Raw genomic sequence first — 14380 nt, 5'->3', positions numbered from 1 at the left:
TGCGGCAACGCGCTTGCCTTCTTCCGTCTGAGCCATCCGATCTTAATTCGGCTCAAAAGATAGCGCTACCATTTTTTGTCCGCGCGCAATCCATGTCGGAAGCAGCGATCAGGCGCTTTGCGGTGTCGAGCTCTCGCGGACCATCAACTGAAAACCAAGGTCGAGAACCGGCTCCCGCGGGCGCCGCCCTTCGATCGCGTCGATCACCATCGTGACGGCGTGCCGGCCCATTTCGTAGCGATTGGTGCGCACGCTGGTGAGCGAGGGGACCGCAGAGGCCGTGAATTCCAGATCGTTGAAGCCGACAATGGCCAAATCGCCGGGAACCGATATCTGCCGACGCCGGCATTCGAACAGGACGCCGAGCGCGAGGTCGTCGTTGACGCAGAACACCGCGTCGATGTCGGACGTCCGGGCGAGGAGATCGGCGAACAAGGTTCCGCCGAGCGTGACGGTGGTAGGCACCGACGTGGTGACGACGAGGTTCGGATCGAACAGCGAGGCCGCTTTCATGGCATCACGATACCCGTCGAACCGCCGCTGCACGCGAGGATCCATGCGCGCGCCCAGAAATCCGATGCGGCGGCATCCTTGCTCGAGGATGTGCGAAATTGCCGCAAAAGCCGCGTCGTAATGCGAGAAGCCGACCATCATGTCCACAGGACTGTCGCCGATCTCCATGATCTGCGTAACCGGGCAATTCATGGACTCCAGGATTGTGCGCGATTCCGCGGTCTGGTTGATGCCGGTGACGATCAATCCCGCGGGCTTCTGCGCCCGAAACAGGCGCAGAACCTTTTCTTCCTGCAGGATGCTGTAGCGGGTATTGGCGAGCTGGATGGTGTAGCGGCTACCTTCGGAAGAATCGTAGATGCCGCGCAACACGTCGGCGAACACATTGTTGGTGAGGGAAGGAATCACGACGCCGATGACTTCGGTGCGGTGCGAGGCCAGCGCGCGCGCGGCGAGATTGGGTACGTAACCCAATTCCTTCACGGCGCTGTCGACGCGTTCCCGCTTGCTCAACGACAGCGCTTCGGGGTTCCTGAAAAACCGCGATGCCGTGATCGGGCTGACGCCAGCAAGCTTGGCGACCTCGGTGAGGCGGATTTTGCCAGACTTTGTCTGTTTTCGTCCCATCTTGCGCTCATATCACAACACATTAGACGTTTGAACAATTATTGACAGCGCTACCATCGGATTGCTAAAAACCGCCAAACTGCGGATGATGATGACGGTCGAATTCGGCTTCCGGCATTAGAGTCGAAAAGACAGCAGGGCGCCGCCGTCCACCTGTGGCGCCACAAAACAGAAAATGAGGGGAGAGAATTCGATGTCGTCGGTACAGATTCGCGACGTGCGGAAGTCGTTCGGCAATTTTGAGGTTTTGCACGGCGTGTCGATTCCGATCGAGGATGGCGAGTTCGTCGTGCTCGTCGGCCCCTCCGGTTGCGGCAAGTCGACCTTGTTGCGGATGCTCGCCGGCCTGGAAAACATCACCTCGGGAACCATTTCGATCGGCGATCGCGTCGTCAACAATGTCCAGCCGAAAGAGCGCGACATTGCGATGGTGTTCCAGAACTACGCGCTTTATCCGCACATGACCGTCGCCGACAACATGGGCTTCTCGCTCAAGCTGCGCGGCGCGAGTGCCGATGAAATCTCGAACGGCGTCAAGCGCGCCGCGGAAATCCTGGCGCTGACCCCGCTGCTCGAGCGCTATCCCCGGCAATTGTCGGGCGGCCAGCGCCAGCGCGTCGCCATGGGTCGCGCCATCGTGCGCGATCCGCAGGTGTTTTTGTTCGACGAGCCCTTGTCCAACCTCGACGCCAAGCTGCGCGTCGCGATGCGCACCGAGATCAAGGAACTGCACCAGCGCCTGCGCACCACCACGGTCTACGTCACCCACGACCAGATCGAGGCCATGACCATGGCCGACAAGATCGTGGTGATGCATGACGGCGTCGTCGAGCAGATGGGCACCCCGCTCGAACTCTACGACACCCCGGCCAACCAGTTCGTCGCGGGCTTCATCGGTTCGCCGGCGATGAACTTCCTCAAGGGCAAGGTGAAGTCGAACGGCAGCGCCGGCTTTGAGGGACCGAATGGCGTCAAGCTGCCGCTGGCATCGGCGCCGGCCAACTCCGATGGCCAGCCGGCGGTCTACGGCGTTCGCCCCGAGCATTTCACTATCGCGGACGACGGCGCCGAAGCCGAGATCGTCGTGGTCGAGCCGACCGGCTCCGAAACCCAGGTCTTCGCCAAGCTCGGCGGCGAGCAGGTGGTCGCCGTGTTCCGGGAGCGTCATCAATTCAACCCGGGCGACAAGATCCGGTTGAAGCCGGATCCGGCGCTCGTGCATCTTTTCGACGAGACGACGGGGAAACGACTAAACGCCTAAAAAATACATAATCAAATTTCAAAGGGAGATCGACTATGCAAGACTTTACTCGCCGCACTCTGCTTCAGGGCGGCACCGCGCTTGCTGCAACCGGTGCGCTTACGGGGTCGGCGTTGTTCGACTTTGCCAAGGCCTGGGCACAAGCCTCGCCGTGGAAGGCCGAGAAGGGCGCCAAGCTCACGGTGATGCGCTGGAAGCGCTTCGTGCCGGCGGAAGATGACGCGTTCAACGCCATGGTCGCGGCATTCAAGACCGCTACTGGCACCGAAATGAATGTCTTCAGCGAGTCCTTCGAGGACGTGCAGCCGAAGGCGTCCGTGGCCGCCAACACCGGGCAGGGTCTGGACCTCGCCTGGGGCCTGCACACGCTGCCGCAGCTCTTTCCGACCAAAGTGCTGAAGATGAACGACGTCGCCGACTATCTCGGCAAGAAGTACGGCGGCTGGACCGAAGCGGCCGCCATTACCTGCAAGCAGGGCAACGACTGGCTGGGTATTCCCGTCGCGACCATCGGCGGTTACATGACATATCGCAAGTCGGCCGTGGACAAGGCCGGTTTCACGGAATTCCCGAAGGATTTCCCGGGCTTCCTGGAAATGTGCAAGGCGCTCAAGAAGAACAATACACCGGCCGGCTTCGCGCTCGGTCACGCCTCGGGCGACGCCAACGGCTGGTTGCACTGGGTTCTGTGGGGGCACGGCGCCTACACGGTCGACAAGAACGACAAGGTCATTATCAACTCACCCGAAACCATAAAAGCGCTGGAATATTGCAAGGCGCTTTCCGATACCTTCATTCCCGGCACCGCGTCGTGGAACGACGGCTCCAACAACAAGGCGTACTTGTCGGGCGAGCTTTATTGCACCGCCAACGGCATCTCGATCTATGTCGCGGCGAAGGACGATCCGACCAAGAAAGAGCTCACCGAGGACACCTATCACGCGTATATGCCCGTTGGTCCGATCGGCAAGCCGACTGAGCTGCAACTCGCGGTTCCTATCCTGGCGTTCAACTTCACCAAGTATCCGAACGCGGCGAAAGCCTTCATCGCCTTCATGTTGGAGAAGGAGAACTATGAGAAGTGGTTGACCGGCGCGCGGGGCTATCTGACCCAAACGCTCAATGCCTACGACTCGGCGCCGGTCTGGACAGCGGACCCGAAGAACCAGGTATTCAGCCAGGCCAGCAAGCGTGCGCTTCCCGCTTCCGGCATCGGTACGCCCGGCGAGAAGGCGGCGACCGCGATCGCCGACTTCCTGGTGGTCGACATGTTCGCCAACTACTGCACCGGCCGCGAAACCGCCGCCGGCGCGATCGCGATTGCCGAACGGCAGCTGAAGCGCATTTATCGCTGACGACAACGGGGCGAGCCGCAAGCGATTGCGGCTCGCCTCTTCCTAGCCGATGCGGAAGAGGCGGCAGCACCGCCGATGATATTTGCGGGATTTTGCCAATGGCTGACATCGCACTCGAATCCAAGGCCGCCAGGCGGCCGATCCGCGAGGCCACCAGGTGGGATTTGCTCAGGGCTAATCGCAACTGGCTCGGCTTCTGGTTCATGCTTCCGGCGATGGCATTCCTGATCCTGTTCCTGGCTTATCCGCTGGGCTTGGGGGTCTGGATTTCGTTCACCGACGCGCGCATCGGGCGGCCGGGCATTTTCATCGGGATCGAGAATTACGAGTGGTTGTGGGACGACTCGATTTTCTGGCTTTCGGTATTCAATACGCTGCTCTACACGACAGTCGCGAGCGCGATCAAATTTGCGATCGGCCTCTATCTGGCGCTGCTGTTGAACGAAAACATGCCGTTCAAGGCCATGCTGCGCGCACTGGTGCTGATCCCGTTCATCGTGCCGACCGTGCTATCCGCGCTGGCGTTCTGGTGGATATTCGATTCGCAATTCTCGATCATCTCATGGTCGCTGAAGCAGATGGGATTGATCACCGACAATATCAATTTCCTCGGCGATGTTACCTGGGCGCGGATCTGTGTGATCTTCGCCAATATCTGGCGCGGCGTTCCCTTTGTCGCGATCACGCTGCTGGCGGGCCTGCAGACGGTGTCGCCGTCGCTCTACGAGGCGGCGACGCTTGATGGCGCGACCAGCTGGCAACGATTCCGGTTCATCACCTATCCGCTGTTGACGCCCATCATCGCTGTCGTGATGACGTTTTCGGTGCTGTTCACCTTCACCGACTTCCAACTGATCTGGGCGATGACGCGCGGTGGCCCGGTCAATGCCACGCATTTGATGGCGACGCTGTCCTATCAGCGCGCGATCATCGGCGGCACCCTTGGCGAAGGTGCGGCGATATCGAATGCGATGATTCCGTTCCTGCTGGCGGCGATCATGGTCTCATGGTTCGGACTGCAGCGCCGCAAATGGCAGCAGGGAGAAAACAATGACTGATCTTCCTGCAACACAGAAGCCGATCGATCTCAAAGGCGTGCTGTCCGGCACGTCGGCGGCTGCCGTGAAGGACGACCACAGCGAAGGCATGAGCTACCTGGAGTCGGTGCCTCGCCGGATGGTGACGCTCTATTTGCCGCTGTCGATCATCGTGATCGTGCTGCTGTTCCCGTTCTATTGGATGGCGCTCACCGCCATCAAGCCGGACGAGCAATTGCTCGATCTCAATACCTACAATCCGTTCTGGACCTGGAATCCGACGTTCAAGCACATCCACAAACTGCTGTTCGAAAGCTATTATCCGCTGTGGCTTTGGAACACGATGTATGTGGCGGTCGCCTCGACGTTCCTGTCGATCGTAGCCTCCGTGTTCGCGGCCTACGCGATCGTGCGCTTGCGCTATCGCGGCGCGCAATGGGTCGGCGGGTTGATCTTCCTGTCCTATCTGGTGCCGCCCTCTATCCTGTTCATTCCGCTCGCCACCGTGGTGTTTCAGTATGGTCTCTTCGACACGCCTTTCGCGCTGATCCTGACCTATCCGACGATATTGATCCCGTTCTCGACCTGGCTGCTGATGGGCTATTTCAAGACCATTCCGTTTGAGCTGGAAGAGTGCGCGCTGATCGACGGCGCCAGCCGATGGCAGATCCTGACCAAGATCGTGCTGCCGCTGGCGATCCCGGGGCTGATCTCGGCGTTCATCTTCTGCTTCACGTTGTGCTGGAACGAGTTCATCTATGCGCTGACCTTCCTCACCTCGGTGCAGAACAAGACGGTGCCGGTCGCGATCGTCAACGAATTCGTCGACGGCGACGTCTATCGCTGGGGTTCGCTGATGGCGGGAGCGCTGGCGGGCTCGCTGCCGCTGGTTATCCTTTACGCCTTCTTCGTCGAGCACTATGTGTCGGCCATGACGGGAGCCGTGAAAGAGTGAGCGCTTGAGGCCCGTGTCGTGCACTAACTCTTGACGCGTTTTCTTCACGCGAACCGGTTCCCACTTCGCTTGAAAACGCTATAGAAGAGCTCAAAAAGGAGACGGGTCTTGCACATTTTGATTCTCGGCGCTGCCGGCATGGTTGGCCGCAAGCTGACCGAACGGCTGCTGCGCGACGGCCACCTCGGCAAGCAGGAAATCACCCGCATGACGTTGCAGGACGTGGTGGCGCCCACCAAGCCTGCGAATGCCTCGATCCCGATAAGCGTCGTGGCTTCCGATTTCGCCGATGCCGGCGCGGCAGCGCCCCTGATCGCCGATCGGCCGGAGGTGATCTTTCACCTCGCCGCGATCGTCTCCGGCGAGGCCGAGGCCGAATTCGACAAGGGCTATCGGATCAATCTCGACGGCACGCGCTATCTCATCGACGCCATCCGCCATGCCGGCGGCGGCTACAAGCCGCGGCTGGTATTTACGTCCTCGATCGCGGTGTTCGGCGCGCCGTTCCCGGAAAAGATCGGCGACGAATTCTTCCATACGCCGCTGACGAGCTACGGCACCCAGAAGTCGATTTGCGAACTCCTGATCAACGACTACACTCGCAAGGGCCTGCTCGACGGCATCAGCATACGCCTGCCGACGATCTGCGTGCGGCCGGGCAAGCCGAACAAGGCGGCTTCCGGCTTCTTCTCCAACATTATCCGCGAGCCGCTGTCGGGCGAGGAGGCCGTGCTGCCGGTCTCCGAGGACGTCCGGCACTGGCATGCCTCGCCGAAGTCGGCGGTGGGTTTTCTGCTTCACGCCGGCACCATGGACCTCAACGCGATCGGGCCGCGACGTAACCTCAGCATGCCCGGCATGTCGGTGACTGTCGGCGAACAGATCGCAGCCCTCGATCGCGTCGCGGGCAAGAACGTCACGGCGCGGATCAAGCGCGTGCCCGATCCGACCATCATCGGCATCGTCTCTGGCTGGCCGCGCGATTTCGTCACCGAGCGCGCGCTCAAGCTCGGCTTCACCACCGCCGAGAAGACATTCGACGACATCATCCGGATTCATATCGAGGATGAGTTGGGCGGCAAATTCGCAGGCTAACGTGACTTCACGTTTCTTCACGCGGATGCGGTCATGAGCAAGGTAGCCTGCATCGGCGAGTGCATGATCGAGTTGAAACAGGCCCAGGGAACCGAGGCCGGCCTGTTTTCGCGTGGCTATGGTGGCGACACGCTCAACACCGCCGTCTATCTCGCCCGGCTCGGCGTCGGCGTCGACTATGTCACGGCGCTCGGCGACGATGCCTTGAGCGATGAAATGATCGCCGGCTGGGCGGTGGAAGGGGTGGGCACGACGCGAGTGGCCCGACTGCCCGGCAAGCTGCCGGGCCTCTACATGATCCAGACCGACGACAGAGGCGAGCGCCGGTTCTTTCACTGGCGCGACAGCGCCGCCGCGCGCAGCCTGATGGATTTACCGCAGACGCCGGAGATCCTGAACTCGCTGGCCGGCTACGACGTGATCTATCTCTCGGCGATCACGCTGTCGCTTTATGGCGGCGAGGGCCGGGCGCGGCTGTTTGCGGCACTGAAGGGCGCGCGTGAAACTGGTGCACGCTTTGCTTTCGATACCAATTTCCGGGCGCGGGGCTGGCCCGACCTCGACGTTGCGCGCGCCGTTTTCCAGGAGGCCTTTGCTATTGCCGATATCGTGCTGGCTTCGACCGAGGATCTCTTGCCGCTCTATCCGGCCGTAACAAACGAAGCATTGCTGGCGCGGATCCCTGGGGCCGAGGTGGTGTTGAAGCTTTCGGAACCGGCGAGCATCGTGCGCTTGGAAGGCGTTCCTTATCCGATCAAGGCCAAGCCGGTGGAGGCGCCCATCGTCGATACGACGGCGGCCGGCGACAGTTTTGCGGCCGCCTACGTGGCCGCGCGCCTTGTGGGCGCCGATCCAATTGAGGCCGCCCGTGCCGGGCATCGTCTGGCAGGCGTCGTGGTATGTCATCCCGGCGCAATCATCCCGCGCGCGGAGATGCCGCCCGGCCTCATCCCGAACCACGTCAATTCTCGCAAGGCATCGCCATGACCGCAGCCACCAGGCAGGAACAACTCGCCGCCATCTTCAAGTCAGCCACGGTCATCCCCGTGCTGACCATCGAACGGCTGGAGGATGCCGTGCCGCTGGCGCGTGCGCTGGTTGCAGGCGGGGTACGCGTACTGGAAGTCACCCTGCGAACGCCGGTCGCCGCCGATGCCGCCAAGGCGATGATCGCGGAGGTACCGGAAGCCATTGTCGGCATCGGCACGATCCTGAACGGCGACGATCTGGCGAGCGCGAGGGCGCTCGGGGCCAAATTCGGCATCAGTCCCGGCGCGACGTCGGAGCTGTTGAAGGCCGCCGCCGCAAGCGACCTGCCGTTTGCGCCTGGGATCGCGACAGCTTCCGAGCTGATGCAGGCGCTCGCGGCCGGCTTCGATCTCGTCAAATTCTTTCCTGCGGAGCAAGCCGGAGGTATCAAGGCACTGCGGGCGCTGGCCGGGCCGTTTCCAAATATCAGGGTTTGCCCGACCGGCGGCATTGGGGAAGCCAATGCGGCGAGCTGGCTGGCCGAGCCGAATGTGGTGGCGGTGGGCGGTTCCTGGCTCTGTCCGGCGGCCGATATCCGGTCCGGCAACTGGGCCGGCATAACCGCCATGTGCGTCCGGGCCCTGAAATCGCTGAAACCGGCGTGAAGTCCTTTTCCCGATAGGTTACAACGCTCCCAGGACCGACACAGGGAGAACGACCATGACAGCCAGCATCGTGGGGTGGGCGCACACGCCATTCGGCAAGTTCGACGCGGAAACCGTCGAGAGCTTGGTGGTGAAGGTTGCGACCGATGCGCTGGCCGACGCCGGTATATCGGCCGAAGACGTCGACGAGATCGTCCTCGGGCATTTCAACGCCGGCTTCTCGCCGCAGGATTTCACGGCCTCGCTGGTGCTTCAGGCCGACCCCAAGCTGCGCTTCAAGCCGGCCACCCGGGTTGAAAACGCCTGCGCCACCGGTTCGGCGGCGGTGCATCAGGGCATCCGGGCGATTGCTTCCGGCGCGGCGAAAATCGTGCTGGTGGTCGGCGTCGAGCAGATGACGCGGACGCCGGGCCCGGAGATCGGAAAGTACCTGCTCAAGGCCTCCTATCTGCCCGAGGACGGCGACACCGTCGGCGGCTTTGCCGGCGTATTCGGCAAGATCGCGCAGGGCTATTTCCAGAAATATGGCGACCAGTCGGACGCGCTGGCGATGATCGCGGCCAAGAACCACAAAAACGGCGTCGCCAACCCCTATGCGCAGATGCGCAAGGATTTTGGCTTTGAATTCTGCCGCTCCGAGAGCGAGAAAAACCCGTATGTCGCGGGCCCCCTGAAGCGCACGGACTGTTCGCTGGTGTCGGACGGCGCCGCAGCGCTGGTGCTGGCAGATTCGGACACCGCGAAGACCATGGGCAAGGCGGTCAACTTCCGCGCCACGGCGCACGCGCAGGATTTCCTGCCGATGTCCAAGCGCGACATCCTGCAGTTCGAAGGCTGCACGGTGGCCTGGCAGCGCGCGCTGGCGCAGGCCGGCGTGCAGCTCTCCGATCTCTCCTTTGTCGAAACCCATGACTGCTTCACGGTTGCCGAACTGATCGAATATGAAGCGATGGGCCTGACGCCGCGCGGGCAGGGCGCCCGCGCGATCCTGGAAGGCTGGACCCAGAAGGACGGCAAGCTGCCGGTCAATCCGTCCGGCGGCCTGAAGGCCAAGGGCCATCCGATCGGTGCCACCGGCGTCTCCATGCATGTGATGAGCGCGATGCAGCTTGTGGGCCAGGCGCCCGAGGGCATGCAACTCAAGAACCCCAAGCTCGCCGGCATCTTCAACATGGGCGGTGCGGCGGTGGCGAACTACGTCTCCGTGCTGGAGCCTGCGAAGTAGCCGCGAAACGTGCTACCGTAGGGTGGGCAAAGGCGCGCGTGCGCCGTGCCTGCCATTTAGTGCCGTCGGATGAGGCTGGTGGGCACGCTTCGTTTTTGCCCACCCTACAATTTTCCGGAGCGTGCATCATGAGTAACGAGAGTTCGCTGTCATCGGCAGAACTGAACAGCCGGATCAGGATTCTGGAAGACAATATCCGGCAGTTGATCGAACAGGCTGCCGCCGCCTCCGGCGAACGGAACGAAGCGCGCATCGCCGACCGCCTCAGCCAGCAGAATGAAGAGCTGGAGCGCCTGACCCGGGAGCGCGACGCCAGATCGCAGAAATAGCCGCCATCGCGCGCATACGGCCATACGCTGGGCGCGCCTTGATCTTCGCAAGTGCCTGCCGTTACGTGGTCCTCACAACAATGCGAGGCCGGTTGGCCGCATATCGGGGAGCAGGCTGATCCATGGGACCATTGGAAGGCATCAAGGTCATCGACATGACGACCGTGCTGATGGGGCCCTATGCCACCCAGATGCTCGGCGATTACGGCGCCGACGTCATCAAGGTGGAATCGCTCGATGGCGACGTGACGCGGCAAATCGGGCCGACCCGCCATCCCGGCATGGGGCCGGTGTTCCTCAACACCAACCGCAGCAAGCGCTCGATCTGCCTCGATCTGAAGAAGCCGGCCGGGAGGGACGCCGTGCTGCGGCTGATCAAGTCCGCCGACGTGCTGGTCTACAATGTGCGCCCGCAAGCGATGGCGCGGCTGAATCTCGGCTACGACGTCGTGTCGGAAATCAACCCGCGCTTGATCTATGCCGGCGTGTTCGGCTTCGGCCAGGACGGGCCCTATGCGGCAAAGCCCGCCTATGACGATCTGATCCAGGGCGCGACGGCGTTGCCGGCGCTGATGGCGCAGACCGCCGACGGCGTGCCGCGCTATGTTCCCAATGCCCTCGTCGACCGCATCGTCGGCCTCACGGCGGTGGGCGCGATCTGCGCCAGCCTTGTCGATCGTAACCGCACCGGCCGCGGCCAGCGCGTCGATATCCCGATGTTCGAAACCATGGCCGGTTTCGTGATGGGCGATCACATGGGCGGTCTCACCTATGAGCCGCCGCTCGACAAGGGGGGCTACGCCCGCCATCTGTCGCCGGACCGGCGGCCCTACAAGACCTCGGACGGCTATATCTGCGTGATCGTCTACAACGACAAGCAGTGGCAGAATTTCTTCGATGCCACCGGGCGCGACGATCTCCGCGTCCACCCGAAATTTGCGACCTTCGCCGGTCGCGCCATCAATATCGACGTGGTTTATGCGGAACTGGCACGCATCCTCGAGACCAAGACCACCGCCGAGTGGACTGCTATCCTCGAGAAGGCGGATGTGCCTGTGATGCCGATGCACGACCTCGAAAGCCTGCTTGGCGATCCGCATATCGTCGCGACCGATTTCTTCCCCGTCGTCGATCACCCGACCGAGGGCCGCATCCGCAACATGAGGCCGTCGGCGCGGTTTTCGGAAACTCCGCTTGAGACGAAGCGGCTGGCACCGCGCCTGAGCGAGCACGGCGCGGAAATTCTCCGTGAAGCCGGCTTTTCGCCGGATGAGATCGCAGCGCTGGTGCGCGATGGCGTCACCAAGACCGCGTCAAACACGTAAGGACGGGATAGATGGATTTTGCGCTCTCAGCCAACCAGGAATCGATCCGCGACGCGGTCGGAAAAATCTGCTCGCGCTTCGACGATGCCTATTGGCTGAAGAAGGACAAGGAAGGCGGCTATCCGGCCGACTTCCACCGCGCGCTCGCGGATGCCGGCTGGCTCGGCATCTGTATCCCCGAGGAGTATGGCGGGTCGGGGCTCGGCATCACCGACGCCGCGATCATGATGCGGACGATTTCGGAATCGGGCGCCGGCATGTCCGGTGCTTCGGCCGTGCATATGAACGTGTTCGGACTCAATCCCGTTGTCGTGTTCGGCACCAAGGAGCAGTGCACGCGGATGCTGCCGCCGATCATCGATGGCCGGGACAAGTCGTGTTTCGCGGTGACCGAGCCCAATACCGGACTCAACACCACGCAATTGAAAACCCGCGCGGTGCGCCAGGGCGACAAATACGTTGTCAACGGCCAGAAGGTCTGGATTTCAACGGCACAGGTCGCCAACAAGATCTTGCTGCTGGCGCGCACCACGCCGCTGGAAGAGGTGAAGACGCCGACGCAGGGCTTGAGCCTGTTCTACACGGATTTCGACAAGAAACGCGTCACCGTGCACGAGATCGAAAAGATGGGCCGCAAGCCCGTCGATTCCAATGAATTGTTTTTCGAGAATTTCGAAATCCCGGTCGAGGATCGCCTGGGCGAGGAAGGCCGCGGCTTCGAATACATCCTGCACGGCATGAACCCCGAGCGCATCCTGATCGCGGCGGAAGCGGTGGGGCTGGGCCAGATCGCGCTGTCGCGCGCCGCGGCCTATGCCAAGAACCGCATCGTGTTCAACCGCCCGATCGGCATGAACCAGGGCATCCAGCATCCGCTGGCGAAGAACTGGATGGAGCTGGAAGCCGCGTGGCTGATGGTGCTCTCGGCCGGCTGGCAATACGATCAGGGCTTGGCGTGCGGGCCGGCGGCCAATGCCGCAAAATATCTCGCCGCCGAGGCCGGCTTCCATGCCTGCGAGCAAGCTGTCATGACGCATGGCGGCTTCGGCTACGCCAAGGAATATCACGTCGAGCGCTATTTGCGGGAATCCCTGATCCCGCGCATCGCGCCGATCAGCCCGCAGCTCATTCTCAGCTTTATCGCCGAGAAGGTGCTCGGTCTGCCCAAATCGTACTGACCAAGTCGTACTGAAGTCGAGACGACCATGAGCTTCATCACCGGCGTCGGACTGACGTCCTACGGCAAGCACGAAGGTTCGTCTTCGCTCGATCTCATGAGCAAGGCGGCCGAGCTTGCCATTGCCGATGCCGGGCTGAAGCGACCCGAGATCGACGGCATTCTCTGCGGCTATTCGACGGTTTCGCCGCACATCATGCTGGCGACGGTGTTCGCCGAGCATTTTGGCATCCAGCCATCGTACGCGCACGCCGTGCAGGTTGGTGGCGCCACCGGTCTCGCCATGACCATGCTGGCGCATCATCTGGTCGATGCCGGTGTGGCAAAGCATGTGCTCGTGGTCGGCGGTGAAAACCGTCTCACCGGGCAGAGCCGCGACGCCTCGATCCAGGCGCTGGCGCAGGTCGGCCACCCCGATTACGAGGTGAGGCTGGGGCCGACGATTCCCGCCTATTACGGCCTCGTCGCATCGCGCTACATGCGCGAATATGGCGTCACCCAGGAAGACCTCGCCGAATTCGCGGTGCTGATGCGTGCTCACGCCGCGACCCATCCCGGAGCGCAGTTCCACGAGCCGATCACCGTCGTCGACGTAATGGCCTCAAAACCGGTGGCGATGCCGCTCAAATTGCTGGATTGCTGTCCGGTGTCCGACGGCGGCGCTGCGTTCGTGGTCAGCCGGGAACCCACCTCCGCGACCGGCATTCGCGTGCGTGGCTGCGCACAGGCGCATACCCATCAGCACATCACGGCGGCACCGCGCCTGAGCGAACTCGGCGCCGAGATCGCGATCGCCAAGGCAAAGGCCGCGGCCGGGTTAGCGATATCGGACGTGCGTTACGCGGCGGTCTACGACAGCTTCACCATCACGCTGGCCATGCTGCTGGAGGACCTCGGCCTTGCCGGGCGCGGCGAGGCGGCCGCGCGGGTGCGGGCAGGGCATTTTGGCCGCGACGGCGCCATGCCGCTCAATACCCATGGCGGCCTCCTGAGCTACGGCCATTGTGGTGTCGGCGGCGCGATGGCGCATCTGGTCGAGACGCATTTGCAGATGACGGAGCGCGCCGGCGCCCGGCAGGTCCGCGATGCGTCGGTGGCGCTGCTGCATGGCGACGGCGGTGTGCTGTCGTCGCATGTCAGCATGTTCCTGGAGCGGGTGCGATGAGCGGCAAACTCGCCGACTGGACCACGGGCGCCGAGGCCATCGTCTATCAATCCTGCGGCCCTTGCGGGAATGTGCAGTATTTCCACCGCCGTTTCTGTGTCGCCTGTGGTGCGCCGGATCCGACTGAGAAGCGTGCCAGCGGGGCCGCGACGGTTTATGCGACGTCGCTGGTGTGCCGCGCCGCGACGCCGGAGACGCGCGCGCATGTTCCCTACAATATCGTGCTGGTCGATGCGGCGGAGGGCTTTCGCATGATGGCCCACGGCGACAACGATCTTGCGATCGGTGATAAGGTCACCGCCAGCTATCGGCCGTTTGCGGGAAAGCTAGTCCCCTATTTCGAGAAGATGAGGTGAATTTCAGGCGTCAATGCTCACGCTACGAAGCAACCCAGATTACGCGGAACAGGTGAAAATCTGAGTGCTTCGATGCGTCAACATTCAGTGCCAGTAGAACACGACGCCGGCGATGACGAGCATTGCCGTCACGGCCATTGTCTGCGCAAGCGCTTCCGAGGCTGCCTTTTTGGTGGCTTCCTTCATGCCTAACTCCCTAGACTTGGGCATGAGTCATCAATGCCCGTGAAGGCCTGATGACTCTTTGATTTTACTCGGAACACCCCGCGACGAGTATTCGCTCTTTTGAGTCCCCACTCAGCGAATATCGACAGTCTCAGAATCGA

At 62.2% G+C, this 14380-nt stretch carries 14 protein-coding genes; 13 read left to right on the top strand and 1 reads right to left on the bottom strand.

Annotated elements, in window-relative coordinates:
• Positions 1–108: 108 nt before the first annotated feature.
• On the bottom strand, positions 109–1140 hold the full coding sequence (gene gntR, locus ACVWVY_RS32210; RefSeq protein WP_456630160.1) for an HTH-type transcriptional regulator GntR: 1032 nt from the start codon (positions 1138–1140) through the stop codon (positions 109–111).
• Positions 1141–1333: 193 nt separating this feature from the next.
• Here gntR and ACVWVY_RS32205 point away from each other — a divergent pair, with 193 nt between their 5' ends.
• The 13 genes from ACVWVY_RS32205 to ACVWVY_RS32145 all read left to right on the top strand — a co-directional run bounded on the left by ACVWVY_RS32205 (position 1334) and on the right by ACVWVY_RS32145 (position 14054).
• The gene (locus tag ACVWVY_RS32205; RefSeq protein ID WP_456630159.1) at positions 1334–2401 is read left to right on the top strand and encodes an ABC transporter ATP-binding protein; all 1068 of its coding nucleotides are present in this window, start codon (positions 1334–1336) and stop codon (positions 2399–2401) included.
• Positions 2402–2436: 35 nt separating this feature from the next.
• Positions 2437–3756: an ABC transporter substrate-binding protein gene (locus ACVWVY_RS32200; protein WP_456630158.1), complete on the top strand. Its 1320-nt coding sequence runs from the start codon at positions 2437–2439 to the stop codon at positions 3754–3756.
• 98 nt (positions 3757–3854) lie between these two features.
• Positions 3855–4814, top strand: coding sequence for a carbohydrate ABC transporter permease (locus ACVWVY_RS32195; RefSeq protein WP_456630157.1), 960 nt, complete (start codon positions 3855–3857; stop codon positions 4812–4814).
• Positions 4807–5748, top strand: coding sequence for a carbohydrate ABC transporter permease (locus ACVWVY_RS32190; RefSeq protein WP_456630156.1), 942 nt, complete (start codon positions 4807–4809; stop codon positions 5746–5748). Before ACVWVY_RS32195 ends, ACVWVY_RS32190 begins: the two co-directional genes overlap by 8 nt.
• Before the next feature lie 108 nt (positions 5749–5856).
• Complete coding sequence (gene denD, locus ACVWVY_RS32185; RefSeq protein WP_456630155.1) at positions 5857–6843, top strand: D-erythronate dehydrogenase; 987 nt, start codon at positions 5857–5859, stop codon at positions 6841–6843.
• Positions 6844–6876: 33 nt separating this feature from the next.
• Positions 6877–7830: a sugar kinase gene (locus ACVWVY_RS32180; protein ID WP_456630154.1), complete on the top strand. Its 954-nt coding sequence runs from the start codon at positions 6877–6879 to the stop codon at positions 7828–7830.
• On the top strand, positions 7827–8477 hold the full coding sequence (gene eda, locus ACVWVY_RS32175) for a bifunctional 4-hydroxy-2-oxoglutarate aldolase/2-dehydro-3-deoxy-phosphogluconate aldolase (protein ID WP_456630153.1): 651 nt from the start codon (positions 7827–7829) through the stop codon (positions 8475–8477). The genes ACVWVY_RS32180 and eda overlap by 4 nt, the downstream gene beginning before the upstream one ends.
• A 55-nt stretch (positions 8478–8532) precedes the next feature.
• On the top strand, positions 8533–9702 hold the full coding sequence (locus tag ACVWVY_RS32170; protein ID WP_456630152.1) for an acetyl-CoA acetyltransferase: 1170 nt from the start codon (positions 8533–8535) through the stop codon (positions 9700–9702).
• A gap of 128 nt (positions 9703–9830) precedes the next feature.
• Positions 9831–10031: a hypothetical protein gene (locus tag ACVWVY_RS32165; protein ID WP_456630151.1), complete on the top strand. Its 201-nt coding sequence runs from the start codon at positions 9831–9833 to the stop codon at positions 10029–10031.
• A 122-nt stretch (positions 10032–10153) separates the two neighbouring features.
• Complete coding sequence (locus tag ACVWVY_RS32160) at positions 10154–11356, top strand: CaiB/BaiF CoA transferase family protein (protein WP_456630150.1); 1203 nt, start codon at positions 10154–10156, stop codon at positions 11354–11356.
• A gap of 11 nt (positions 11357–11367) precedes the next feature.
• Entirely contained in the window at positions 11368–12534 is a 1167-nt protein-coding gene (locus ACVWVY_RS32155) for an acyl-CoA dehydrogenase family protein (RefSeq protein WP_456630149.1), read from the top strand.
• 27 nt (positions 12535–12561) lie between these two features.
• Positions 12562–13698: a thiolase family protein gene (locus tag ACVWVY_RS32150; RefSeq protein WP_456630148.1), complete on the top strand. Its 1137-nt coding sequence runs from the start codon at positions 12562–12564 to the stop codon at positions 13696–13698.
• A complete protein-coding gene (locus tag ACVWVY_RS32145) occupies positions 13695–14054 on the top strand; it encodes a Zn-ribbon domain-containing OB-fold protein (RefSeq protein WP_456630147.1) in 360 nt (119 codons plus the stop codon). Before ACVWVY_RS32150 ends, ACVWVY_RS32145 begins: the two co-directional genes overlap by 4 nt.
• Positions 14055–14380 lie beyond the last annotated feature (326 nt).

This window comes from Bradyrhizobium sp. URHC0002, from assembly GCF_054059515.1.
Note: the sequence above shows the minus strand (reverse complement) of the source record. Positions and strands in the feature narration are given on the sequence as shown.

Coding starts and splice junctions, on each gene's coding strand:
- gntR (WP_456630160.1), bottom strand. CDS start 1,140: ATGGGACGAAAACAGACAAAGTCTGGCAAAATCCGCCTCACCGAGGTC.
- ACVWVY_RS32205 (WP_456630159.1), top strand. CDS start 1,334: ATGTCGTCGGTACAGATTCGCGACGTGCGGAAGTCGTTCGGCAATTTT.
- ACVWVY_RS32200 (WP_456630158.1), top strand. CDS start 2,437: ATGCAAGACTTTACTCGCCGCACTCTGCTTCAGGGCGGCACCGCGCTT.
- ACVWVY_RS32195 (WP_456630157.1), top strand. CDS start 3,855: ATGGCTGACATCGCACTCGAATCCAAGGCCGCCAGGCGGCCGATCCGC.
- ACVWVY_RS32190 (WP_456630156.1), top strand. CDS start 4,807: ATGACTGATCTTCCTGCAACACAGAAGCCGATCGATCTCAAAGGCGTG.
- ACVWVY_RS32180 (WP_456630154.1), top strand. CDS start 6,877: ATGAGCAAGGTAGCCTGCATCGGCGAGTGCATGATCGAGTTGAAACAG.
- eda (WP_456630153.1), top strand. CDS start 7,827: ATGACCGCAGCCACCAGGCAGGAACAACTCGCCGCCATCTTCAAGTCA.
- ACVWVY_RS32170 (WP_456630152.1), top strand. CDS start 8,533: ATGACAGCCAGCATCGTGGGGTGGGCGCACACGCCATTCGGCAAGTTC.
- ACVWVY_RS32165 (WP_456630151.1), top strand. CDS start 9,831: ATGAGTAACGAGAGTTCGCTGTCATCGGCAGAACTGAACAGCCGGATC.
- ACVWVY_RS32160 (WP_456630150.1), top strand. CDS start 10,154: ATGGGACCATTGGAAGGCATCAAGGTCATCGACATGACGACCGTGCTG.
- ACVWVY_RS32155 (WP_456630149.1), top strand. CDS start 11,368: ATGGATTTTGCGCTCTCAGCCAACCAGGAATCGATCCGCGACGCGGTC.
- ACVWVY_RS32150 (WP_456630148.1), top strand. CDS start 12,562: ATGAGCTTCATCACCGGCGTCGGACTGACGTCCTACGGCAAGCACGAA.
- ACVWVY_RS32145 (WP_456630147.1), top strand. CDS start 13,695: ATGAGCGGCAAACTCGCCGACTGGACCACGGGCGCCGAGGCCATCGTC.